The sequence below is a fragment of the Pseudomonas sp. 21615526 genome, from assembly GCF_013386245.1.
GTDB lineage: Bacteria > Pseudomonadota > Gammaproteobacteria > Pseudomonadales > Pseudomonadaceae > Aquipseudomonas.
The window spans coordinates 50,662-70,736 of sequence record NZ_JACAOM010000084.1 but is presented as its reverse complement, the minus strand read 5'-3'; the positions used below and the strand labels follow the sequence as shown (position 1 = coordinate 70,736).

The 20,075-nt window shown below is 59.8% G+C and carries 24 protein-coding genes and 1 tRNA gene; 14 read left to right on the top strand and 11 right to left on the bottom strand.

The window, feature by feature from the left end:
* Positions 1 to 50: 50 nt before the first annotated feature.
* Positions 51 to 1,178, bottom strand: a complete 1,128-nt coding sequence (locus tag HX786_RS23735; RefSeq protein WP_177029084.1) for an MFS transporter — start codon at positions 1,176 to 1,178, stop codon at positions 51 to 53.
* A 243-nt stretch (positions 1,179 to 1,421) separates the two neighbouring features.
* Here HX786_RS23735 and HX786_RS23730 point away from each other — a divergent pair, with 243 nt between their 5' ends.
* Positions 1,422 to 2,684 carry an MFS transporter gene (locus tag HX786_RS23730; protein WP_178912666.1) on the top strand — a complete coding sequence of 421 codons (1,263 nt, stop codon included), beginning with the start codon at positions 1,422 to 1,424 and terminating at the stop codon, positions 2,682 to 2,684.
* A gap of 15 nt (positions 2,685 to 2,699) precedes the next feature.
* Here HX786_RS23730 and HX786_RS23725 read toward each other — a convergent pair whose 3' ends face one another.
* On the bottom strand, positions 2,700 to 3,449 hold the full coding sequence (locus HX786_RS23725; protein WP_032898777.1) for a hypothetical protein: 750 nt from the start codon (positions 3,447 to 3,449) through the stop codon (positions 2,700 to 2,702).
* Between the two features lie 191 nt (positions 3,450 to 3,640).
* On the opposite strand from HX786_RS23725, the gene HX786_RS23720 reads away from it, so the two are divergent.
* A complete protein-coding gene (locus tag HX786_RS23720; RefSeq protein ID WP_003219652.1) occupies positions 3,641 to 4,201 on the top strand; it encodes a fasciclin domain-containing protein in 561 nt (186 codons plus the stop codon).
* A 56-nt stretch (positions 4,202 to 4,257) separates the two neighbouring features.
* Here HX786_RS23720 and HX786_RS23715 read toward each other — a convergent pair whose 3' ends face one another.
* Together HX786_RS23715 and HX786_RS23710 are read right to left on the bottom strand one after the other, a co-directional pair.
* Positions 4,258 to 4,455, bottom strand: coding sequence for a hypothetical protein (locus HX786_RS23715; protein WP_177009152.1), 198 nt, complete (start codon positions 4,453 to 4,455; stop codon positions 4,258 to 4,260).
* Positions 4,456 to 4,553: 98 nt separating this feature from the next.
* Complete coding sequence (locus tag HX786_RS23710) at positions 4,554 to 4,874, bottom strand: hypothetical protein (RefSeq protein ID WP_178912664.1); 321 nt, start codon at positions 4,872 to 4,874, stop codon at positions 4,554 to 4,556.
* Between the two features lie 179 nt (positions 4,875 to 5,053).
* Between HX786_RS23710 and HX786_RS23705 the strand changes: the two genes are divergently transcribed.
* The 4 genes from HX786_RS23705 (at position 5,054) to HX786_RS23690 (ending at position 8,267) form a co-directional block, all read left to right on the top strand.
* Positions 5,054 to 5,356 carry a helix-turn-helix transcriptional regulator gene (locus HX786_RS23705; protein WP_003219649.1) on the top strand — a complete coding sequence of 101 codons (303 nt, stop codon included), beginning with the start codon at positions 5,054 to 5,056 and terminating at the stop codon, positions 5,354 to 5,356.
* A 61-nt stretch (positions 5,357 to 5,417) separates the two neighbouring features.
* Positions 5,418 to 6,410 carry a zinc-dependent alcohol dehydrogenase family protein gene (locus HX786_RS23700; RefSeq protein ID WP_178912663.1) on the top strand — a complete coding sequence of 331 codons (993 nt, stop codon included), beginning with the start codon at positions 5,418 to 5,420 and terminating at the stop codon, positions 6,408 to 6,410.
* A 40-nt stretch (positions 6,411 to 6,450) separates the two neighbouring features.
* Positions 6,451 to 6,708 carry a hypothetical protein gene (locus tag HX786_RS23695; RefSeq protein ID WP_102604527.1) on the top strand — a complete coding sequence of 86 codons (258 nt, stop codon included), beginning with the start codon at positions 6,451 to 6,453 and terminating at the stop codon, positions 6,706 to 6,708.
* A 230-nt stretch (positions 6,709 to 6,938) separates the two neighbouring features.
* Complete coding sequence (locus tag HX786_RS23690; RefSeq protein ID WP_003219643.1) at positions 6,939 to 8,267, top strand: OprD family porin; 1,329 nt, start codon at positions 6,939 to 6,941, stop codon at positions 8,265 to 8,267.
* A gap of 127 nt (positions 8,268 to 8,394) precedes the next feature.
* On the opposite strand, the gene HX786_RS23685 is transcribed toward HX786_RS23690, so the two are convergent.
* Positions 8,395 to 8,853: an Hsp20 family protein gene (locus HX786_RS23685; protein ID WP_003219642.1), complete on the bottom strand. Its 459-nt coding sequence runs from the start codon at positions 8,851 to 8,853 to the stop codon at positions 8,395 to 8,397.
* 362 nt (positions 8,854 to 9,215) lie between these two features.
* Here HX786_RS23685 and HX786_RS23680 point away from each other — a divergent pair, with 362 nt between their 5' ends.
* Positions 9,216 to 10,127 (top strand): bifunctional GNAT family N-acetyltransferase/nucleoside diphosphate kinase regulator, encoded by a 912-nt coding sequence (locus HX786_RS23680; protein WP_177116745.1) that lies wholly within the window; start codon positions 9,216 to 9,218, stop codon positions 10,125 to 10,127.
* Between the two features lie 248 nt (positions 10,128 to 10,375).
* On the opposite strand, the gene HX786_RS23675 is transcribed toward HX786_RS23680, so the two are convergent.
* Positions 10,376 to 10,466: transfer RNA gene (locus tag HX786_RS23675), tRNA-Ser, on the bottom strand.
* 152 nt (positions 10,467 to 10,618) lie between these two features.
* Between HX786_RS23675 and HX786_RS23670 the strand changes: the two genes are divergently transcribed.
* The 7 genes from HX786_RS23670 (at position 10,619) to HX786_RS23640 (ending at position 14,831) form a co-directional block, all read left to right on the top strand.
* On the top strand, positions 10,619 to 11,290 hold the full coding sequence (locus HX786_RS23670) for a Bax inhibitor-1/YccA family protein (protein ID WP_003219636.1): 672 nt from the start codon (positions 10,619 to 10,621) through the stop codon (positions 11,288 to 11,290).
* A gap of 89 nt (positions 11,291 to 11,379) precedes the next feature.
* Complete coding sequence (tusD, locus tag HX786_RS23665) at positions 11,380 to 11,772, top strand: sulfurtransferase complex subunit TusD (RefSeq protein WP_178912662.1); 393 nt, start codon at positions 11,380 to 11,382, stop codon at positions 11,770 to 11,772.
* 1 nt (position 11,773) lies between these two features.
* Entirely contained in the window at positions 11,774 to 12,124 is a 351-nt protein-coding gene (gene tusC / locus HX786_RS23660; protein ID WP_087693046.1) for a sulfurtransferase complex subunit TusC, read from the top strand.
* Positions 12,124 to 12,417 carry a sulfurtransferase complex subunit TusB gene (gene tusB, locus HX786_RS23655; protein WP_003219628.1) on the top strand — a complete coding sequence of 98 codons (294 nt, stop codon included), beginning with the start codon at positions 12,124 to 12,126 and terminating at the stop codon, positions 12,415 to 12,417. The genes tusC and tusB overlap by 1 nt, the downstream gene beginning before the upstream one ends.
* Entirely contained in the window at positions 12,414 to 12,749 is a 336-nt protein-coding gene (locus HX786_RS23650) for a TusE/DsrC/DsvC family sulfur relay protein (RefSeq protein ID WP_178912661.1), read from the top strand. The genes tusB and HX786_RS23650 overlap by 4 nt, the downstream gene beginning before the upstream one ends.
* On the top strand, positions 12,746 to 13,747 hold the full coding sequence (locus HX786_RS23645; RefSeq protein WP_178912660.1) for a glycosyl transferase family protein: 1,002 nt from the start codon (positions 12,746 to 12,748) through the stop codon (positions 13,745 to 13,747). Before HX786_RS23650 ends, HX786_RS23645 begins: the two co-directional genes overlap by 4 nt.
* Before the next feature lie 88 nt (positions 13,748 to 13,835).
* Entirely contained in the window at positions 13,836 to 14,831 is a 996-nt protein-coding gene (locus HX786_RS23640; protein ID WP_178912659.1) for a glutathione S-transferase family protein, read from the top strand.
* Positions 14,832 to 14,994: 163 nt separating this feature from the next.
* Here HX786_RS23640 and cysG read toward each other — a convergent pair whose 3' ends face one another.
* Genes cysG through lolA form a run of 5 tightly spaced genes read right to left on the bottom strand, consistent with a single transcriptional unit; the run spans position 14,995 to position 20,034 of the window.
* A complete protein-coding gene (gene cysG / locus HX786_RS23635) occupies positions 14,995 to 16,389 on the bottom strand; it encodes a siroheme synthase CysG (RefSeq protein WP_003219620.1) in 1,395 nt (464 codons plus the stop codon).
* Entirely contained in the window at positions 16,390 to 17,670 is a 1,281-nt protein-coding gene (gene serS, locus HX786_RS23630) for a serine--tRNA ligase (RefSeq protein WP_177048396.1), read from the bottom strand. It lies immediately after the preceding gene.
* A 16-nt stretch (positions 17,671 to 17,686) separates the two neighbouring features.
* Complete coding sequence (gene crcB, locus HX786_RS23625) at positions 17,687 to 18,061, bottom strand: fluoride efflux transporter CrcB (protein ID WP_003219617.1); 375 nt, start codon at positions 18,059 to 18,061, stop codon at positions 17,687 to 17,689.
* The gene (locus tag HX786_RS23620) at positions 18,061 to 19,383 is read right to left on the bottom strand and encodes a replication-associated recombination protein A (protein WP_003219616.1); all 1,323 of its coding nucleotides are present in this window, start codon (positions 19,381 to 19,383) and stop codon (positions 18,061 to 18,063) included. Before HX786_RS23620 ends, crcB begins: the two co-directional genes overlap by 1 nt.
* A gap of 27 nt (positions 19,384 to 19,410) precedes the next feature.
* On the bottom strand, positions 19,411 to 20,034 hold the full coding sequence (gene lolA / locus HX786_RS23615) for an outer membrane lipoprotein chaperone LolA (RefSeq protein ID WP_016975527.1): 624 nt from the start codon (positions 20,032 to 20,034) through the stop codon (positions 19,411 to 19,413).
* Positions 20,035 to 20,075 lie beyond the last annotated feature (41 nt).

The following is a 20,075-nucleotide window of genomic DNA, read 5'->3' as shown; positions in this document are numbered from 1 at the left end:
GCTTCCCAATCCTTTTGAAACCTCATGCGAGGTCATGAAAAAACAGGCGCTCAGTGTACCCGTTGAGGGGAAACCTTCGGAACCAGTCGTGTGGCACTGAACATGATTGCGACCATCAGCGAGGCAACCGCCAGCAGCGCCCAGGATAGATTCGTCGCGTGGGCGAACAAGCCGATCACCGCCGGGCCCATCAGGATACCCAGATAACCGAGGCTGGTGGCAGCGGCAATCGCCAGTTCCCCCGGCATGGTCTTTTGCGCGCCCGCCAGCGACAGGTACACCGGCGCGATATTGGCCAAACCGATGCCGATGACCGCAAACCCCACCAGGTTCACCTGCCAGTTCGTCGCGAGCACCACCGTGAGAAAGCCCAGGATTACAATCAGGCCACCGCCCACCAGTACTAGCCGGGCGCCGAGCCTGAGCAGAATCCGGTCGCCACTCAAGCGCCCCAACGCCATCATCACGGCGAAGCAGGCGTAGCCCAGGCCTGCAATGGAAGGCTCGACATCACGCACCTGGGTCAGGAACACCGCGCTCCAGTCGAGAATCGCACCTTCGGCCAGGAACGCGAACAGGCACAGCACCCCCAGCACCAGGACTTTACGCGTGGGCCGCACAAAGATCGGGCTGCCCTCTTCGCCGCTGCGCCCGAGCATCTGGCGCCCGTAACTCAGGACAAACACAGCCAGTGCCGTCATCACCGCGCTGCTGGCCAGCAACGGCGTGGCGCCCAGCCAGAGCAGCGCGGTGATCCCCGCCGCACTGACAATCGTGCCCAGGCTGAACAAGCCATGAAAACCCGACATCAAGGACCGCCCGGTCGCACGCTCAACCATCACGCCCTGTACGTTCATCGTCACATCCACTGCGCCGCACCCTGCACCGAACACGGTCAGGGCAAACATCAAGCCCAAGAATGAATGTGTGGTCGCCAGCAGAGGCAGCGTCAGAAACACCAGGGCGATGCCGATGTGCATGGTAAAGCGGCAACCTTTGCGGGCGTTCAGGATGCCCGCCAGCGGCATCATCACCAGTGAGCCGAGGCCCAGGCACAGCAACAGGATGCCCAATGCGCCGTCGTCCACCCCGGCCCGGCTGCGCGCATAGGGAACCAGCGGCGCCCAGGCGCCCATGCACAGGCCGGACAGCAGAAACGTCAAGCGGTAGGCCGACATATGCGGCGTGGAGCACGGCAATAACAACTCTTGAGACGACACGGAAACTCCAATACCTGGACAGCTGGAGTTATACGTATAACTTAAAATTCAAGCGCCAGCCACTGCCTTGTTACTGTTACATATTCTGGGTTGATAAAGCATTGACAGCCTACAGGGTGCAGGTTTTACTTCCGCAAGGTTATTCGTATAACCCAAAATTGCATAACCACCCCACAAAAACAAAAGGGACCATGCAGCGTGATAAGCACTTTCCAGAAAACCCCGATCCCCCCGCGTATTCGCAAGGCACGTATCGCCACCTTTCTCGGCTTCATGATGATCGGCGCCATGATGTACATCTGGTCCACCGGTGTAAGCGTGTTCAGGACCCAGCTTGGCCTGACGGGAGAACTCGGGGACTCGAGTTTCGGCCTGATTGCCCTCGGGGTCGGTGTCGGTTCCGCAGCCGGTGCGCTGCTGGTCGGGCGGCTGCTGGACACCTTCGGCGCCAAGCCGGTAATTACCCTTGGCGCCCTCGCCTATCCCCTTTCGATTATCCCGCTGGGCTTCGTCAACGGTTTCTGGTTTGCGCTGTGTTTCGGCTCTGTGCTGGGGCTGTTGCGCGGCGCCCTGGATACCGCCTTGAATGCCCACGGCGTGCAGGTTGAACGGTTTTATCGACGCTCGATCATGTCCGGCTTCCATGCCTTCTATTCCCTGGGCGGCTTCCTGCTGGGCATGGCATGCAGTTGGCTGACCCGGTTCTACACCGACAGCGTGCTGGTGCCTTACACCCTACTGGGCCTGGCGATGTTCATTCTGGGCTGTGTGTTCAGCCGATGGTTGCTGGGCAAGCATGATGTGCCCGACGCCCAGCTCGACGACTGGCAAGCCGGCACCCAGTCCCGGGACGAAACCGGCAAGGGCCCTTCGGCCAAGACACTGCTGGTGATGATCGCTCTCGGCACCTTGCTGCTGGGCAGCATGATGGGCGAAAACGCAATTGCCGACTGGGGCCAGGAATACATTCGCCGGGAGTTCGCGACCACCACCTCGACCGCAGGCATGGCGGTCTCACTGTTCGTCGGCGCGTCATTCGTGGGGCGCCTTTTTGGCGACCGCCTGGCCGCTGCGTTCGGTAATGCGCAGGTGGTGTTTGGATGCGGTACGTTGTGCGTCCTCGGCATGATCACCACGATATTGGGCGGTACGGCCGTGACCGGCGTTGTCGGCTTCGCGCTGTTTGGCCTCGGCCTTTCGTGCATCGCACCGTTGATGATCTCCGCCGCCGGACGCCGGGACCCGGCACATGCCGGGCGCAATATCGGCATCGTCAACTGCATCGGATTTTCCGGGATGCTGGTGGGCCCCGCCGTCATCACCGTCATCGTCAGCCACTTCGGCCTGAGCAAGCTGATGTTCTTCCCGCTGGTGATGCTCGGTTTGCTCGCGACGTTCGGCCCACTGCTGATGCGCGCGCCGAAGAAAACCGTTGCCCGCGGCAAAGCGCAAACCGAGGTGTGAGGGAGGCACGCATCGTCACTGCACCGGCAGGAAATTCATCAGCAGCAAGCTTTGCGCGTAGTTGAGCCCGATGCGCCGGTAGCGTTCGTCGAGCATCTGGGTCAACAGGTCGAGGCGCGCGACGATCTTGCCGAACTCCACGGCAAAGCTGAGGTTGCTGCCCGCCTCCGAGATCTCGTTGGAGAACAGCAACAGCGAGCCATTGGCATCCTGGCGCTGACTGAGCAGCCAGGTGGCCTTCTCGATATTGCGCGCGGCATTGCTGACGAACTGCGGGTTGATCGAGTCCGTTATATAAAACTCGGTGCGCCCGCCGTGTGCCGTCACCAGCATGCTGCCGATCGCGTAGATGAAGGCGCCTACCCGGTCGCCGCGAAACTCCGGGCTCAGGGAATAGCTCAGCGCCGCCAGGTCGCGACGATCGCCCAGGGCGGGCAGTGGTTGGCGAAGTTCGATGGCCTGGCGGATTTGCCGGGCGGCGGTCACCGCGTCGGTGTAACCCGATTGACGCCACTGGTTGGGGTTGCGCAGGTAGAGCTTGCTCATCAGCAGATACAGGCTTTGCAGGTTGTCGCGCATGCTCAGGGTGGCCATGCGATCAACGCTGGTCTGGAAGAACTCGTCGGGCTTGCCGTTGCTGAACTGCGTGGCAATATCGCGCCCCTGCTGCTGGCTGCAACCGTTGGCGCAAAGCATCAAAACCGCAGCCAGCCACAGCGGCTGACGCATCCATCGGGTGATAAAAACAGGTAACGTGCGATCCATCGGCACCAGGTCTGGGTCTGCTGTCCACGCCGGAAATTAGTGTGGTCGGGACAGAGATAGATCGGAAGAACGGGAAAAAGTGCAGTGAGGGCGGCAAACCAGTAATTTTTCCAGAGGTGCATCCACTTTGATCCTTGGTACGTAGATTCAATACCCTCACCCGGAGGGCACAAGCACCAAGGAGATACATCATGCACGCCATCTACAAAAAAATTGCTGCCGTTGCCTGCTTTACGATCCTCTCCGTCACCACATCCCTAAGTTTTGCCGCCGACACCGTAATGGTGGGCGGCGCGGCGATGTATCCGACGAAAACCATCGTCGAAAACGCAGTCAACTCAAAGGACCACACCACTCTGGTTGCGGCGGTCAAGGCAGCCGGACTGGTGGATACCCTTAACAGCAAAGGCCCGTTCACCGTATTCGCACCGACCAACGAAGCTTTCGCCAAGCTCCCCGCAGGCACCGTGGATACGCTTGTGAAACCTGAGCACAAAGCCGATCTCACAAAAATCCTGACCTATCACGTGGTGGCTGGCACTCATACCTCTGCACAACTGATGGCCGACGCCAAGAAGAACGGCGGTACCGTGATGTTGAAAACCGTGCAGGGTGAGTCGCTGACGATCAAGCTGCATGACGGCAAACTGTGGGTGGTGGATGCCAAGGGTGGCAAGGCCAGCATCAGCATTGCGGATGTGATGCAGTCCAATGGCGTGATTCATGTGGTTGATTCGGTGCTGATGCCGTAATCGTCGCTTGACACCGAAAAGCCCGACGCAGTGTGCGTCGGGCTGATTCGGATGCTTCAGTTGTCGGGGTGTTCACTCGCGACAGAATCAGCCGCATCCACATCCGACATATCCTCTTCCAGAGGGGCATCATCGTCCGGTGGTAGAGGCGCTTCAGGTTGATCGCGCCGAGGATCATGCCCGGTTTCATTGTCTGTACCGCGCGTTACGCCTTGCTGGGATACATTCCCAGGGGCCTTCTCGTCAATTTCCATGCTGGCTCTCCGTTCTAGCGCGGGATGTCCGTGCTTGAACATGAGAAACGATGCGGTGTCGCGAGTGCCGGCCGATGGACGAACGGTGGGGATCAATTTCATAACGGCCCTAACGCTCCGAGAGACTCTATCCACCGCAGGATCGCGGGTTTCTCTGCTGGTTTTTCGCCAATGCAACACACCTCCGGGTCGGTGAGAGAACACCAGACAGACACCGGGTCTCCCATTCGCAAACCATTCGAGGCTTTACGAAGCGTCGTCGTTGACCAAGCGTCAACCGTCTCGTTGAGAGACTTGTGAAAGTGCTGCCCATTGACGCTATAGCTGAAGCTCATGAACTGGCGTCCGGCCCACGATGCCTCACGCCCGACGAAGGTTACGTAGCCAGGCACCACTTGCCCCGCGTCCATGGCGCTCATGAGTTCTCTCCTGAAAACAGCCCGGAAACACGTTTGTTTTTTGTGCTTTTACACTGTTATAGCTCAGAGGCCCGCAGCGCGACAGGTCCTTGGTCGCCGCCTCCGGTGAGGCCTGAAACTGACTACCCTTTATATCTGACACACATTGACATATCGATAATTCTCGATATGATCGCGCCATGGACTTACTCGAAATATTCAAAGCCCTCTCAAACCAGACACGCCTCGAAATCCTGAAAGGTTTGAAGGACCCCGAGAAGAACTTCCCTGCACAAGATGAAGGGGACGTTCACACGGTGGGCGTGTGCGTCAGCAGTATTCAGGAAGGCATCGGGCTCTCGCAGTCGACGGTGTCCGGTTACCTGGCAACGCTGCAACGGGTGGGTCTGGTCGAAGTCAGGCGCATCGGCCAGTGGACTTACTACAAGCGCAATGAAGCCACCATCCGCAGGCTTGCCGAGATCATAGGGAAAGATTTGTAGTTTTTTACCACAGAATATCGAGATTTCGCGATATCCCTTTTTGTCGAAACGAGGAAATGCAATGAAGGCGTTGATACTCAAGTCATTTGGCGGCCCGGAATCATTCGAACTTCGCGACGTTCCCAAGCCCGTTCCGCACACGGGGCAAGTCCTGGTCCGCGTACACGCAACCTCCATCAACCCGCTGGATTACCAGGTCCGACGTGGCGACTACGCTGACCTGGTGCCGCTACCGGCGATTACCGGGCATGACGTATCGGGGGTCGTTGAGGAAGTCGGGCCGGGGGTTACGTCCTTCGCGCCAGGCGACGAAGTCTGGTACACCCCGCAAATATTTGACGGACCCGGCAGCTATGCCGAATACCACGTGGCGGCCGAAGGCATTATCGGGAAGAAGCCCCCTGCCCTGAGTTACCTTGAAGCGGCAAGCCTGAGCCTGGTCGGCGGCACCGCCTGGGAAGCGCTGGTGGTGCGTGCAGCCCTCAGGGTGGGAGAAAGCATCCTGGTGCACGGCGGCGCGGGCGGCGTCGGCCATGTGGCGATCCAACTGGCGAAAGCCATTGGCGCCCAGGTGTTCACCACCGTACGCGACGTCAATGTCGAGTTCGCGCGAAGCCTGGGTGCGGACGTAATCATCGACTACGAAAAGGAAGATTACGTCGACGCCATCCTGCGGGAAACGGGTGGCCGTGGCGTTGATGTGGTGTTCGATACCATCGGCGGCACCACATTGTCCCGTAGCCCGGACGCGCTTGCGCAACTGGGTCGCGTGGTCACGATTGTGGACACGGCGCACCCCCAGAACCTCGTCCAGGCCTGGGGCAGGAACGCGAGTTATCACTTCGTCTTCACACGACAGAACCGCGGTAAGCTGGATGAAATGAGCGCACTGATCGCCAACGGTCAACTGCGGCCACACGTTGGCGCGGTCTATTCCCTTGCCGACATCCCGCTCGCCCATTCCCGCCTGGAAAGCCCCAACAACGGCATTCAAGGGAAAATCGCGATTGCCGTGTCCGCCGGCTTACAGGAGGATTGGCGCAACGGTGCTTGAGCTGATCGCACTGAACCACTTTTTTGGAGAGCACGGGTAAATGGCAGAACTGATGGAAAGGCTCGACGGCCCAAGGACCGCACAGCAGGAACTGTTCTACGACCTCGAAGATGCGACGGCCGTTATCGCCTGGTCGGTCAATCAATTGGCCACTATCGCCGGGGTCGCCAAATCACCCGACGAAGCAGTCGCCCTGATGAAGATGGGTGCACTGCTCGCGGCTCAGCAGGAAAAGCTTAGCGGGTACGCGGATGAGGTGAAGGCCGGAAGGATTGTGCGAGGAGAGGATCACTCGTGATAAATACGCTACGCACCCAACAACCTTTCACATCCCTTTCACACTCGGGCGCTTATCGTCACTCCAGCTCCTAAGTGAACACCTTTAAGCCCGCACTCCCCATCGCGGGCTTTTCTTTGCCTGGAATTTGGTAAAAGGGATATCAAAACCTTCATCCAGTTTCATTTGTTGATGGCCTGGGCTATCGCCTTAATGCTCCCACACGAACTCGTGCACAGGAGCAAAATATAATGAAAAAACGTCAACCGTTACTTCAGCTCAATACCTTGGCCGTGGCGCTGGCATTTGCCTTGCCGGCCATGAGCTATGCCAGCGATCAGTCCGACTCCAAGGGCTTTGTCGCCGACAGCAGCTTGAATATCCTCAACCGCAACCTGTTCTGGAACCAGAACGGCAACGGCGCCCACACCCGTGACTGGAGCCAGGCGCTGATGGCGACCTACAGCTCGGGCTTCACTCAAGGCACCATTGGCATCGGCATTGATGCGTTTGCCGACCTGGCGTTGCGCATCGACGGGGACACCGACCGCGCCGGTGGCCCGAACATACCGTCCGACGCCAATGGCAATCCGGATCATGGCTTCGCGAAGGCCGGTGGTGACGTCAAGTTCCGTATTTCCAATACCACGCTCAAGGTCGGCGACCTGCAGCCTACGTCGCCGGTGTTCGCCACCGCCGATAACTACCTGATGCCACAGACCGCAACAGGCTTCCAGATCGACAGCCATGAAATCACCGGCCTGAACCTGGAGGCCGGCCATTACACCTCCGGCACCGGTACCACCACCACCTCGCGCAGCGGCGACATTCTCGCCAGCTATGCGGGCGTGGAAGCGTCGTCGGCCAGCTTCGCGGGCGGCAAATACCAGTTCAGCAAGGAATTTACCGCGTCGCTGTACGGAGCGCATCTGGAAGACGTGTGGAATCAGTACTACGTCAACCTGAACCTTGTTCATCCACTGACCGATGACCAATCCGTCGCGCTGGACTTCAACCTCTATCGCACACTGGACGACGGCAGCGCCAAGGCCGGGACCATCGACACCACCGCAGCCTCGCTGGCGGCTGCCTACACCCTGGGTGCACAGACCTTCACCCTGGCCGGGCAGAAAGTGCATGGTGACGAGCCGTTCGACTACGTCGGCTTTGGGGAGACCAATGCCGGCGTCGGTGCCGGGCGCTACGGCAACTCGATCAACCTGGCTGACTCGGTGCAATACTCCGACTTCAACGGCCCGGGCGAGCGGTCCTGGCAGATGCGCTATGACCTGGACATGGGAGCCTTTGGCGCCCCCGGCCTGAGCTTCATGGCCCGCCATATTCGCGGTGCCGGCATCGACGGTACGCATACCCCCGGCAATTCGGCCTACACCGGGTTCTATGGCGCCAACGACCAGGAACACGAAACCGACGCCGAAGTGAAATACGTCGTGCAGAGTGGCCCGGCCAAGAAGCTGTCCTTCCGCCTGAGGGAAGCCTGGCACGATGGTGATGCGTCCACCGGGGGGCATTTGGTGCAGACACGCCTGATTACCGAGTACCCGTTGAATATCTTCTAAACAGGCGGGAGTGCCCGGTTGATGGATCTACCGGGTACTCTGCGTAGCCAGGTATTGATCGGTAGGCGTTTTGATTCCACACACAAAAAAAGGCGCTACCAAGAGCGCCTTTTTTGTTACCGCTGACTTATTGCAAACTAACCTGACGCAGTTCGGGCTCTTTCCCGCTGCCAATCGTGATGCGCTTGGGCTTGGCCTCTTCAGGAACCACGCGCAGCAAGTCGATGCTTAACAGCCCGTTGTTCATCGAAGCACCGCGCACCTCGATATGATCTGCCAGCCGGAACGACAGCCGAAATGCTCGTTGCGCGATGCCCTGGTGCAGATAAGTGACTGCTTTCTCGGTTTCGCGCTTGTCGCCAACGACTGTCAAAACGCCCTTCTCGACCTGTATATCCAGATCCGCTTCAGTAAGCCCAGCGACAGCAATGACAATGCGATATTCGTCATCACCGTGCTTTTCCACATTGTGAGGCGGATAAGTGTTCGGAGCCTCGCTGCGAAGCGCCGACTCAAACAGGTCATTGAAGCGATCGAAGCCCACGGATTGACGGAACAAAGGGGCCAACGAAAGGGTAGTAGCCATCTCAAAATCTCCTGATTAAATCCAAGTGATTAAGTGCGCGACCCGCATTCGGCGTCGCGTGATAAAAATTTATGTTCGCCGGGAAAATTTTCAAGAGGCCAGATAAAAATTTTTACATTTGAGTACCAGCCGGGAACGGCTTGCTCGGTTGGATAGACAGGCCGCCCTCAGGCTGCGATGCGTAGTCAGCCCACCTTTCTCTTGAGTGCTTGCCTGGGTCGGGTTCAGCAAGCGGTGGCTTCTTGGAACTCTCTGGCATGTTCGCCATTACTCGCGGCATGTCTTAAAATATCCGGTTGCCGAAGAACCGCCATGACATATCCATGAAGGGCTTCAATCCTTTACAAGTAAGTGTGGTCAAGATGAATAAGCCTTTCATTTCGCTGTGCCCTGAAATTACGCGGGCGCACGCGCTGACGTTGATGGATTGGTTAGAGGATGAGCGCATCACCTGCTATCTGAGCGATTCGCGTCATGTCTCCCGCTCCATTGAGCAAGTCATTGATCGGACTCAGTTGCCGATCCTGACTCATCTATTCAACCAGGGCGGCAGATTCTTTATGGCCTATGACCGGCATGACGCCCCGGTGGGCTTTGTCCGTCTCATCAAGACCGGCTCAAATTGCGAGATTGTCCTGGTCATCGGAGACAGCGACAAATGGGGCCGGAACCTGGGCGCCAGCACGATCCGCGAAGGCATGAAACTGGCCTTCCTCGACATGCGGGCCGAGAAGCTCATCGCCAAGATTCACCCGGACAACTCGCGCTCGCTGAAAGCCTTTCTGCGCAGCGGCTTTATGCTGGAGAGCGAAACGCCGACATTGACGTCATTTTCCATGACGGCGGCGAGCTATTTCCAGTTCTTGCGCGAAGGTGCCGGTGGCGACTCCACCAGGATCTACATCACTGAAATCGACAAGGCCAGGCTCGAGGATCTGATCGCGTTCGAGCAAGGCCCGGCGGTTGTTGAACTCGAACATGAGCTTGAGCGGGCCATTGTCGTCAAGCCGCAGCAGGTGGCGTGCAATGTCATCACGATGAACTCCAGGGCCTTGCTGCAACTGGACGATGAAGAGTTCGAAGTGGCCTTGGTCTACCCTGAAGACGCGGACAGCAACGCAGCAAAGCATTCCGTGTATTCCGACATAGGCACCGCCATCCTTGGCTATCAGGAGGGAGACGCCATCGACTGGCGAATTGCTGACCGGACCCGCCGGATTGAGATCAAGAAAGTGCTTTACCAGCCGGAGGCTGCGGGCGACTTCCACCTGTAATTGCGCCTTTTCTCAGTAACGAATCACGCCAGTCAGCGCGCCCGGCTTGGGTGCCTGACTTCTCCAGCGTGAACTGATAACCGAGACGGTTATCGGCGCGGGGGGTGAGATCGTGAAACCTACCCGCTGACGCCCACTTTTTGCAGAGTTGCGGAAACTGCCTGAAATGATACGGAAACGATTAGAGGTGTATTCCTGAACCCCAGAAACGCAAAAGCCCCGCAATAGCGGGGCTCTTGAGTAAATCTTGGCGGGAAACCAGGGATTCGAACCCTGGAGACGCTATTAACGTCCGCCGGTTTTCAAGACCGGTGCATTCAACCACTCTGCCAATTTCCCTTGTGCAACACAGGATTAGCGTAGCTCATCCTGCCTCAGCGGGCGCCATAATACCCGAATGAAACACACTGTCAAACTCTCGCCATAGCTTGTTACAGAGCGTCTGTTATGATCCTTGCGACTGAATGTTTCAAAACTGAAGGAGTGTCGCCATGCGCGAACAAAATTACGCAGTGAATGGAAACGCGCAGGCTGAGCAGCTAGAAGTTAGCCGCGTCCTGCGCAATACGTACGGCTTGCTCGCTCTCACCCTCGCGTTCAGCGGCGTGATGGCCTTCGTAGCCCAGCAAATGCGCGTCGGCTACCCGAATATCTTCGTCGTGCTGATCGGCTTCTACGGTCTGTTCTTCCTGACCAACAAGCTGCGCGACTCGGCCTGGGGCCTGGTGTCGGCGTTTGCCCTGACCGGTTTCATGGGCTTTATCCTCGGCCCGATCCTTAACCGCTACCTCGGCATGGCCGGCGGCGCGGAAGTGGTCAGCTCGGCATTTGCCATGACTGCCCTGGTATTTGGCGGCCTGTCGGCCTATGTGCTGATCTCCCGCAAGGACATGAGCTTCCTGGGTGGTTTCATCACCGCCGGTTTCTTCGTGTTGCTGGCTGCCGTACTGGCAGGCATGTTCTTCCAGATCAGCGGCCTGCAACTGGCGATCAGCGCAGGTTTCGTGCTGTTCTCCTCGGCCTGCATCCTGTTCCAGACCAGCGCAATCATCCAGGGTGGCGAGCGTAACTACATCATGGCCACCATCAGCCTGTATGTATCGATCTACAACCTGTTTATCAGCCTGTTGCAGATCTTCGGCATCATGGGCCGCGACGACTGATCGCAGCCGCACGCAAAAAGCCCGCTTCGGCGGGCTTTTTGTTGCCTGCGGCTTTATCATTGCCACAGGTTTTGCCTTCAGAGTGTTCCATGAAGTTCGCGATTGCGCTTTTTTCCGCCGCCCATGCGCCCTCCTCGCGCCGTGCCTTGCTGTTCGCCCAGGCGGCGCTGGCGGGTGGACATGAGATTGTGCGGCTGTTTTTTTATCAGGATGGCGTCTACAGCGCGTCCACTAACATTGTTGCGCCGCAGGATGAGCAGGATATCGCCCGTCAGTGGCGCGAGTTTGTCAGCGGGCATCAGCTCGATGGCGTGGTGTGCATCGCCGCGGCCCTGCGCCGTGGCGTGCTGAATGCCGAAGAGGCCACCCGTTATCAGCGCAGCGCGGTGAACCTGGACGCGCCTTGGGCATTGTCCGGGCTTGGGCAGTTGCATGACGCCGCCCAGTCCGCTGACCGCTTGATCTGCTTCGGAGGGCCGTGACATGTCGAAATCCTTGCTGGTGATCAGCCGACAGGCGCCGTGGTCCGGCCCCAGCGCCCGTGAAGCGCTGGATATCGTATTGGCTGGCGGCGCGTTTGATTTGCCGATTGGCCTGTTGTTTCTGGATGACGGCGTGTTTCAACTGGCCGCGAGCCAGGACGCCAGGGCCGTGCAACAGAAAGACCTGAGCGCCAACCTCCAGGCCCTGGAATTATTTGGCGTCGAAGAGGTGTTTGCCTGCAGCCATAGCCTCGCCGTGCGCGGGCTGGCCACCTCCGGCAACGCACAGCCGCTGAGCAGTGAACAAATTTCACAGATGATTGACCGTTACGACCAGGTGATTACCCTCTGATGTCGACCTTGCATGTGGTATCCCACTCGCCTTTTACCGACAGCCGGCTGGACAGCTGCCTGCGCCTCTGTGGCACCCAGGATGCGATCCTGCTGTGCGGCGACGGCGCCTACGCCCTGCAACCCGCCAGCGCGCCTTGCCAGGCCCTGCAGGCCAGGGGCGTGAAAGTGTTTGTACTGGCCGAAGACAGCCAGGCGCGTAACCTCGCCGTGCCTGAATGGGCCGGCAGTGTCGATTACCCGGCGTTCGTCCAGCTGTCGATCGACTATGACAAGGTCAACACCTGGCTATGAACACTTTGACCGTAGGTGAACGCACCCTCGAACTGGACAAGGACGGCTACCTCGTCGACCTGACCGAGTGGTCCAGCGACGTGGCCAACGCCCTCGCCACTACCGAAGCGCTGGAGCTGACCCCGGAACACTGGGAAATCCTCGAACTGCTGCGCGGCTTTTACGACGAATTCCAGCTGTCGCCCGCCGCCCGCCCGCTGATCAAGTACACCGCCTTGAAGCTGGGCCCGGAAAAGGGCAACAGCCTGCACCTCAACCGACTGTTCAAAGGCACTCCCGCCAAACTCGCCGCCAAGCTGGCGGGCCTGCCCAGGCCGACGAATTGCTTATGACTGATTTTGCCCCGTTGATCACTGAAACCCCTGCTGAGCACCCGTTCGCGCCGTTCGTGCGCATCCTCGGCAAAGGCAAGCGCGGCGCCCGCAACCTCACCCGTGAGGAAGCCCGGGAAGCCATGGGCATGTTGCTGGACGAGAAGGTCGAAGACACCCAGCTCGGCGCCTTCCTCATGCTGCTGCGGCACAAGGAAGAAAGCCCGGAAGAACTCGCAGGCTTCACCGAAGCCGTGCGCGAGCGCCTGAATGCACCGTCGCTCAATGTGGATGTCGACTGGCCGACCTACGCCGGTAAAAAACGCCACCTGCCGTGGTACCTGCTGGCAGCCAAGTGCCTGGCACAGAACGGCGTGCGTATCCTGATGCACGGCGGCGGCGCGCATACGGCAGGCCGGCTCTACACCGAGCAGTTGCTGGATGGCTTGCAGATTCCGTTGTGCCGCAATTGGCAACAGGTGGAAGCGGCCCTTGAACAGGGCAACCTGGCGTTTATTCCCCTGGGGGACTGGGCGCCGCAACTGCAGCGCATGATCGACCTGCGCAACACCCTGGGCCTGCGCTCGCCGATCCATTCACTGGCGCGCATCCTCAACCCGTTGAGCGCCCGCTGCGGCCTGCAAAGCATCTTCCACCCGGGCTACCAGGGCGTACACCGCGATGCCAGCGGCCTGCTTGGCGACAACACCATTGTGGTCAAGGGCGACGGCGGCGAGATCGAGATCAACCCGGACACCATCAGCCACCTGTACGGCACTACCGGCGGCGAAAGCTGGGATGAAGAGTGGCCCGCCCTCTCCGCCCAGCGCCACGTCAAGCCTGCGGCCCTGGAGCCCGAGCATTTGAAGGCGCTATGGCGCGGTGAGGTGCAGGACACCTACCCGCAACTGGCACTGATCGCCACCATGGCCCTGGCCTTGCGCGGCCTCGGCCACCCGCGGGAACAGGCGTTCGAACTGGCCCAGCAGTACTGGGATGCCCGGGACAAATCGATTTAGTCGATCATTAACCCCCACCCTTTGCGCTTTTTGTTCGAAGTCAGACCTTTAGACTGCACTCCAACGCTTATTAGCCAAGGAGTCAGTCATGGGTTTGCTGATCGAAGGACGCTGGCATGACCAGTGGTACGAAAGTAGCGCAGACGGCGCCTTCCAACGGGAGCAGGCGCAACGCCGCAACTGGGTGACCGCCGATGGTGAACCCGGCCCGACCGGCGAAGGCGGTTTCGCGGCTGAAGCCGGTCGCTACCATTTATACGTATCCCTCGCCTGCCCCTGGGCGCACCGCACATTGATCCTGCGCAAGCTCAAAGGCCTGGAGAGCTTGATCGATGTATCCGTGGTCAGTTGGCTGATGCTGGAAAACGGCTGGACCTTCGACAAGGCCCATGGCTCCAGCGGCGACAAGCTTGACGACTTCACCTTCATGCACCAACGCTACACCGCCGACACCGCCAGCTACACCGGGCGGGTCACGGTGCCGGTGTTGTGGGACAAGAAGCGCAAGCGGATTGTCAGCAATGAGTCGGCGGAGATTATTCGCATGTTCAACAGTGCGTTTAATGAACTGACCGGCAATCAACTGGATTTCTATCCCGAAGCCCAGCGCTCGACCATTGATGCACTGAACGATCGAATCTATCCCGCCGTGAACAACGGTGTGTACCGCGCAGGCTTTGCCACGTCACAAAAGGCTTATGAGGCCGCATTTGATGATGTGTTTGCCGAACTGGATCACCTTGAGCAGCACTTGGGTGAGCATCGTTACCTGGCGGGAGAATACCTGACTGAAGCCGATGTAAGGCTTTTCACCACGGCGATTCGGTTTGATGCGGTGTACTACAGCCACTTCAAATGCAACCTGCGACGGATTGCGGATTATCCGAACCTGTCGAACTGGCTAAGGGAGTTGTATCAGTGGCCGGGGATTGCCGAGACGGTGGATTTTGCTCACATCAAGGGGCATTACTACGCCAGTCACCGCACGATTAATCCGACGGGGATTGTGCCGAAGGGGCCGTTGCAGACGTTTGAGGCGGAGCATGACCGCGCGAGACTGAGCGGAAAAGGCATCTTGAGCTGACAAACCCTGTGGCGAGGGAGCTTGCTCCCGCTGGGCTGAGCAGCGGCCCCAAAATCCTGGGAGCGCTTCGCACTCCAGCGGGAGCAAGCTCCCTCGCCACAGCAAGCTCCCTCCCCACAGCAAGCTCCCTCGCCACAGAGACGGTCTCGCCACAGGAGACGTGTCAGACTTGCGACTGAGCGCCTTCAAACCACTTCAGCTTCTCACGCAACTGCACCACTTCTCCCACAATCACCAGTGTCGGCGCATGAACCTCATGTTCCGCCACCATGCGTGGCAGGTCAGCCAGGGTGCCGGTAAACACCCGCTGGTTGGACGTGGTGCCCTGCTGGATCAACGCCGCCGGCGTATCCGCCGAACGACCATGCTTGATCAGCTGTTCGCAGATGATCGGCAACCCGATCAAGCCCATGTAGAACACCAGGGTCTGCGAAGGGCCCACCAAGTCACTCCACGGCAGGTCCGAAGTCCCGTCCTTCAAGTGCCCGGTAATGAAGCGAACCGATTGCGCATAGTCACGGTGGGTCAGCGGAATACCGGCATACGCCGCGCAACCACTGGCCGCGGTAATACCCGGCACCACCTGGAACGGGATGCCATGGGCCGCCAGCTCTTCGATCTCTTCACCGCCACGCCCAAAGATGAACGGGTCGCCACCCTTGAGCCGCAGCACGCGCTTGCCTTGCCTGGCCAGGTCCACCAGTTGCTGGTTGATCTGGTCCTGCGGCACCGCATGGTCGGCGCGCCGCTTGCCGACATACACCCGCTCGGCATCGCGACGGCACAGCTCAAGAATCGCCGGCGCCACCAGGCGGTCGTACAGCACCACGTCGGCCTGTTGCATCAAGCGCAAGGCGCGGAACGTCAGCAGGTCCGGATCACCCGGGCCTGCGCCCACCAGGTAGACTTCGCCCGGTGCGTGGGGCGGCGCGCCGTTGATTTTCTCCACCAGCAGACGCTCGGCTTCATCGCCCTGCCCGGCCAGTTGCCGATCAGCAATCGGGCCCTGGAAGACATCTTCCCAGAACGCGCGACGTTGCTGCACATCCGGGAACAAGCCTTTGACCTGGCTGCGAAACCGCGCCGCCAGCCCGGCCAACTGGCCGTAAGTCGACGGAATCCAGGTTTCCAGCTTGGCGCGGATCAAGCGTGCAAGCACCGGCGCATCGCCGCCGCTGGACACTGCGATCACCAACGGCGAACGGTCGACAATCGCCGGGAAGATCACGCTGCACAAGGCCGGCGCATCCACCACATTGACCGGTACGCAACGACGCCGGGCATCGCTGGACACTTGCGCGTTCAGCGGCTCGTCGTCGGTCGCCGCGATGATCAGGGTGCAACCGTCGAGGTCGGCCTCCTGATAACCACGCAAAATCAGTTCACCGCCACTGCCCTGCACCAGTTCACGCAACTGGTCTTCAATCTGGGGAGCAACCACCCGCAACAACGCGCCGGCGTCGGCCAGCAGCCGGGATTTGCGCAAGGCAATCTCCCCGCCACCGACGACCAACACACGACTGCCGCGCAGGTTATGAAACAGCGGCAGAAATTCCATTTAGCCGATGACCTCAACGCCCGCCATGTACGGCTTGAGCACTTCAGGCACGCGGATCGAACCGTCAGCCTGCTGGTAGTTTTCCAGCACGGCCACCAGGGTACGGCCTACTGCCAGGCCCGAACCGTTGAGGGTGTGGACCAGCTCGGGCTTGCCGGTTTCCGGGTTACGGAAACGCGCCTGCATGCGACGGGCCTGGAAATCACCGCAGTTGGAGCACGACGAAATCTCGCGGTATTTGTCCTGGCTCGGCACCCACACTTCCAGGTCGTAAGTCTTCACGGCACTGAAACCCATGTCGCCGGTGCACAGGGCCAGAACGCGGTACGGCAGCTCCAGCAGTTGCAGGACGCGTTCGGCGTTGGCGGTCAGGCCTTCCAGCGCTTCCATGGAAGTCGACGGCTCGACAACCTGCACCATCTCGACCTTGTCGAACTGGTGCTGGCGAATCATGCCGCGGGTGTCGCGGCCCGATGCACCGGCTTCGCTGCGAAAGCATGGCGAGTGGGCGACAAACTTGATCGGCAGCTGCTTGGCGTCGAGGATTTCCCCGGCCACGATATTGGTCAGCGACACTTCGGCGGTCGGGATCAGGTACAAGTCGGCTTCGCCATCGCGGCTGATCTTGAACAGGTCTTCCTCGAATTTCGGCAGCTGGCTGGTGCCCATCAGCGCCGGAGCCTGGACCAGGTACGGGGTGTAAGCCTCTTCGTAGCCGTGCTCGCCGGTGTGCAGGTTGATCATGAACTGCGCCAGGGCGCGGTGCATGCGTGCGATCGGGCCACGCAGCAAGGCAAAGCGCGCGCCGGACATTTTGGCCGCCGTTTCGAAGTCCAGGCCACCGGTCAGTTCGCCCAGGGCGACGTGGTCCTTGATCTCGAAATCGAAGGTTTTTGGCGTGCCCCAGCGACGGACTTCGACGTTGCCGTCTTCGTCTTCGCCGATTGGCACGGATTCGTGCGGCAGGTTCGGGATGCCCAGCAGGATCGAGTCCAGTTCGGTCTGGATAACGTCCAGCTCGACTTTGCCGGAAGCCAACTCGCCAGCCATACGCTCGACGTCCGCCATCAACGGCGCGATGTCTTCGCCGCGCTGCTTGGCCTGACCGATGGATTTGGAACGCGCATTACGCTCAGCCTGCAGTGCTTCGGTGCGGGTCTGGACGGTCTTGCGCTGTTCTTCCAGCGCTTCGATGCGCGCAACATCCAAGGCAAAGCCACGGGATGCCAGGCGGTCCGCTACGTCCTGAAGGTTGCTACGTAACAGTTTGGAATCGAGCATGTCGGTCTCTCGTTTATCAAAGTTTGGTCAAGGACAGGCCAGCCCAGGTGGCGAGCAGCCCGCCGAACACGCTGACGGCCAGGTACCCGAAGGCGACCGGTGCCTGCCCGCTTTCCAGAAGGCGTAGCGTGTCCAGTGAAAAGGATGAAAAGGTCGTCAGACCGCCTACAAAACCGACAATCAAGCCGGCACGAATCTCAATCGGCACTTCCGGGCGAAGCAGAAACCACCCGTACAACAAGCCGATGATCAAACAGCCCACCAGGTTGACCGCCAGGGTCGCCGCATAAAAATGCTTCGGCCAATTGGCGCTGACCCACGTGCTGGTGGCGAAACGCAATAATGTACCAGCGATGCCGGCCACGGACACGGCAAGAATCGTTCTGAGCACTACTTTCTCCGCTGTTTCGGACTGAGCCGGTCAAGTTGGGCAAGGTGATTGAGCTTTTCGCCGATCTTCAGCTCCAGGCCGCGGGGCACCGGCTGGTAGAACGGCTGCGGCTCAAGGTCATCCGGGAAGTAATCTTCGCCAGCCGCATAGGCGTCCGGCTCATCGTGGGCGTAGCGGTATTCATCGCCGTAGCCGAGTTGCTTCATCAGCTTGGTCGGCGCATTGCGCAGGTGCAGCGGCACTTCCAGGGAACCATGCTCGGCGGCAGCACGCAGGGCGGACTTGAAGCCCATGTACACCGCGTTGCTCTTCGGTGCGCAGGCCAGATAGGTGATGGCCTGGGCCACCGCCAACTCGCCTTCCGGGCTGCCCAGGCGTTCCTGCACTTCCCAGGCGGCCAGGCACAGGCTCAGCGCACGCGGGTCGGCATTGCCGATATCTTCACTGGCCATGCGCACCACGCGCCGGGCCAGGTACAGCGGGTCGCAACCGCCGTCGATCATCCGCGCAAACCAGTACAGCGCGCCGTCTGGGTTTGAGCCGCGCACAGACTTGTGCAACGCGGAAATCTGGTCGTAGAACGCTTCGCCGCCCTTGTCGAAACGCCGGCGGGTGTCGCCCAACAGGCTCTGCAGCAAGTCGACGCCGATTTCGCTGCCATCCTCGGCCAGGTCGGAAGCGTTTTCCAGCAGATTGAGAAAACGTCGACCGTCGCCATCCGCAGCAGTCAGCAGGATCTTGAAGCCTTCCTCACTGACACTCAACTGGCGCTTGCCCAGGCCCTTGTCTTCGTTCAGCGCACGCTGCAAGAGCTTCTGCATCGCGGCTTCGTCGAGGCTCTTGAGCACATAGACACGCGCCCGGGACAGCAAGGCATTGTTCAGTTCAAAAGACGGGTTTTCGGTGGTGGCACCAATAAAGATCAGCGTGCCGTCTTCGACATACGGCAAGAACGCATCCTGCTGCGACTTGTTGAAGCGATGCACTTCGTCGACGAACAGGATGGTGCGCTTGCCGTACTGCCCGGCCTGCTGCTTGGCGACTTCCACCGCCTGGCGGATCTCCTTGACCCCGGCCAGCACCGCCGAGACCGTCTCGAAGTGTGCATCCGAGACTTTTGCCAGGAGCCGCGCCAGGGTGGTTTTACCCACGCCCGGCGGCCCCCAGAAAATCATCGAGTGCAGCGCACCCTGCTCAAGGGCCTCGCGCAAAGGCTTGCCGCGGGCGAGCAGGTGTTCCTGCCCGACGTACTCGTCCAGGTTGGTCGAGCGCAGGCGCGCCGCCAGAGGCTGAGCAATCGGGTCACTTCGAAACAGGTCCATGGGCAGCGTTTGAAACCTCTGGGCAGTTTATTCCTGGATCACGTCGGCACCCTTCGGGATGTCGAACTTGAACTTGGATGCCGGTACCGGCTGGTTGGCCTTGACCCCGGAGAACAGGATATCGGTGCGCTGGCCGACGCTGTCAACCAGGCGCATGTTGTTGATCACGCCGTTGCCAAACGACAGGGACAGCGTGTCAAAGAGCGTGTCCTTGGATTTCGGCTTAAGGGTGAATTCAATCACGTTGCTGGTCTGCTTGGAGGTAATGTCGAAGCTGTCGTTGATCTTCGACACATCGCCCGACAGCAACAGCGCTGGCGTCTGGTTCAGGCGCGGGTCGAGCTTCTTGATGGTCGCCTGCTCCAGGTCCGGGTCCCACAGGGTGACTTTTTGGCCGTCAGAGACGATGGTCTGCTCGGCCTTGCCTTCTGTGTGCCAGTAGAACAGCCCTGGGCGCTGCACAGCCATCTCGCCGGCGGTTTCCTGCAACTGGGTGCCACCGGCATCCAGCGTAAGCTGGGAGAAGCGCGCGGTCAGGGTCTGGGATTTGTCCAACAGGTTTTTCAGGCTGGCGACGGAAGCCGGGTCAGCATGAGCCGAAACAGCAGTCAGGGCCAATGCAGGCAACAACAGCATGCGGATAAGACGCATGGGAGTCCTCTTAGATTCGGTTGCAAGGCGTGCCGCGTGTT

Coding starts and splice junctions, on each gene's coding strand:
- HX786_RS23735 (WP_177029084.1), bottom strand. CDS start 1,178: ATGTCGGCCTACCGCTTGACGTTTCTGCTGTCCGGCCTGTGCATGGGC.
- HX786_RS23725 (WP_032898777.1), bottom strand. CDS start 3,449: ATGGATCGCACGTTACCTGTTTTTATCACCCGATGGATGCGTCAGCCG.
- HX786_RS23720 (WP_003219652.1), top strand. CDS start 3,641: ATGCACGCCATCTACAAAAAAATTGCTGCCGTTGCCTGCTTTACGATC.
- HX786_RS23715 (WP_177009152.1), bottom strand. CDS start 4,455: ATGGAAATTGACGAGAAGGCCCCTGGGAATGTATCCCAGCAAGGCGTA.
- HX786_RS23710 (WP_178912664.1), bottom strand. CDS start 4,874: ATGAGCGCCATGGACGCGGGGCAAGTGGTGCCTGGCTACGTAACCTTC.
- HX786_RS23705 (WP_003219649.1), top strand. CDS start 5,054: ATGGACTTACTCGAAATATTCAAAGCCCTCTCAAACCAGACACGCCTC.
- HX786_RS23700 (WP_178912663.1), top strand. CDS start 5,418: ATGAAGGCGTTGATACTCAAGTCATTTGGCGGCCCGGAATCATTCGAA.
- HX786_RS23695 (WP_102604527.1), top strand. CDS start 6,451: ATGGCAGAACTGATGGAAAGGCTCGACGGCCCAAGGACCGCACAGCAG.
- HX786_RS23690 (WP_003219643.1), top strand. CDS start 6,939: ATGAAAAAACGTCAACCGTTACTTCAGCTCAATACCTTGGCCGTGGCG.
- HX786_RS23685 (WP_003219642.1), bottom strand. CDS start 8,853: ATGGCTACTACCCTTTCGTTGGCCCCTTTGTTCCGTCAATCCGTGGGC.
- HX786_RS23680 (WP_177116745.1), top strand. CDS start 9,216: ATGAATAAGCCTTTCATTTCGCTGTGCCCTGAAATTACGCGGGCGCAC.
- HX786_RS23670 (WP_003219636.1), top strand. CDS start 10,619: ATGCGCGAACAAAATTACGCAGTGAATGGAAACGCGCAGGCTGAGCAG.
- tusD (WP_178912662.1), top strand. CDS start 11,380: ATGAAGTTCGCGATTGCGCTTTTTTCCGCCGCCCATGCGCCCTCCTCG.
- tusC (WP_087693046.1), top strand. CDS start 11,774: ATGTCGAAATCCTTGCTGGTGATCAGCCGACAGGCGCCGTGGTCCGGC.
- tusB (WP_003219628.1), top strand. CDS start 12,124: ATGTCGACCTTGCATGTGGTATCCCACTCGCCTTTTACCGACAGCCGG.
- HX786_RS23650 (WP_178912661.1), top strand. CDS start 12,414: ATGAACACTTTGACCGTAGGTGAACGCACCCTCGAACTGGACAAGGAC.
- HX786_RS23645 (WP_178912660.1), top strand. CDS start 12,746: ATGACTGATTTTGCCCCGTTGATCACTGAAACCCCTGCTGAGCACCCG.
- HX786_RS23640 (WP_178912659.1), top strand. CDS start 13,836: ATGGGTTTGCTGATCGAAGGACGCTGGCATGACCAGTGGTACGAAAGT.
- cysG (WP_003219620.1), bottom strand. CDS start 16,389: ATGGAATTTCTGCCGCTGTTTCATAACCTGCGCGGCAGTCGTGTGTTG.
- serS (WP_177048396.1), bottom strand. CDS start 17,670: ATGCTCGATTCCAAACTGTTACGTAGCAACCTTCAGGACGTAGCGGAC.
- HX786_RS23620 (WP_003219616.1), bottom strand. CDS start 19,383: ATGGACCTGTTTCGAAGTGACCCGATTGCTCAGCCTCTGGCGGCGCGC.
- lolA (WP_016975527.1), bottom strand. CDS start 20,034: ATGCGTCTTATCCGCATGCTGTTGTTGCCTGCATTGGCCCTGACTGCT.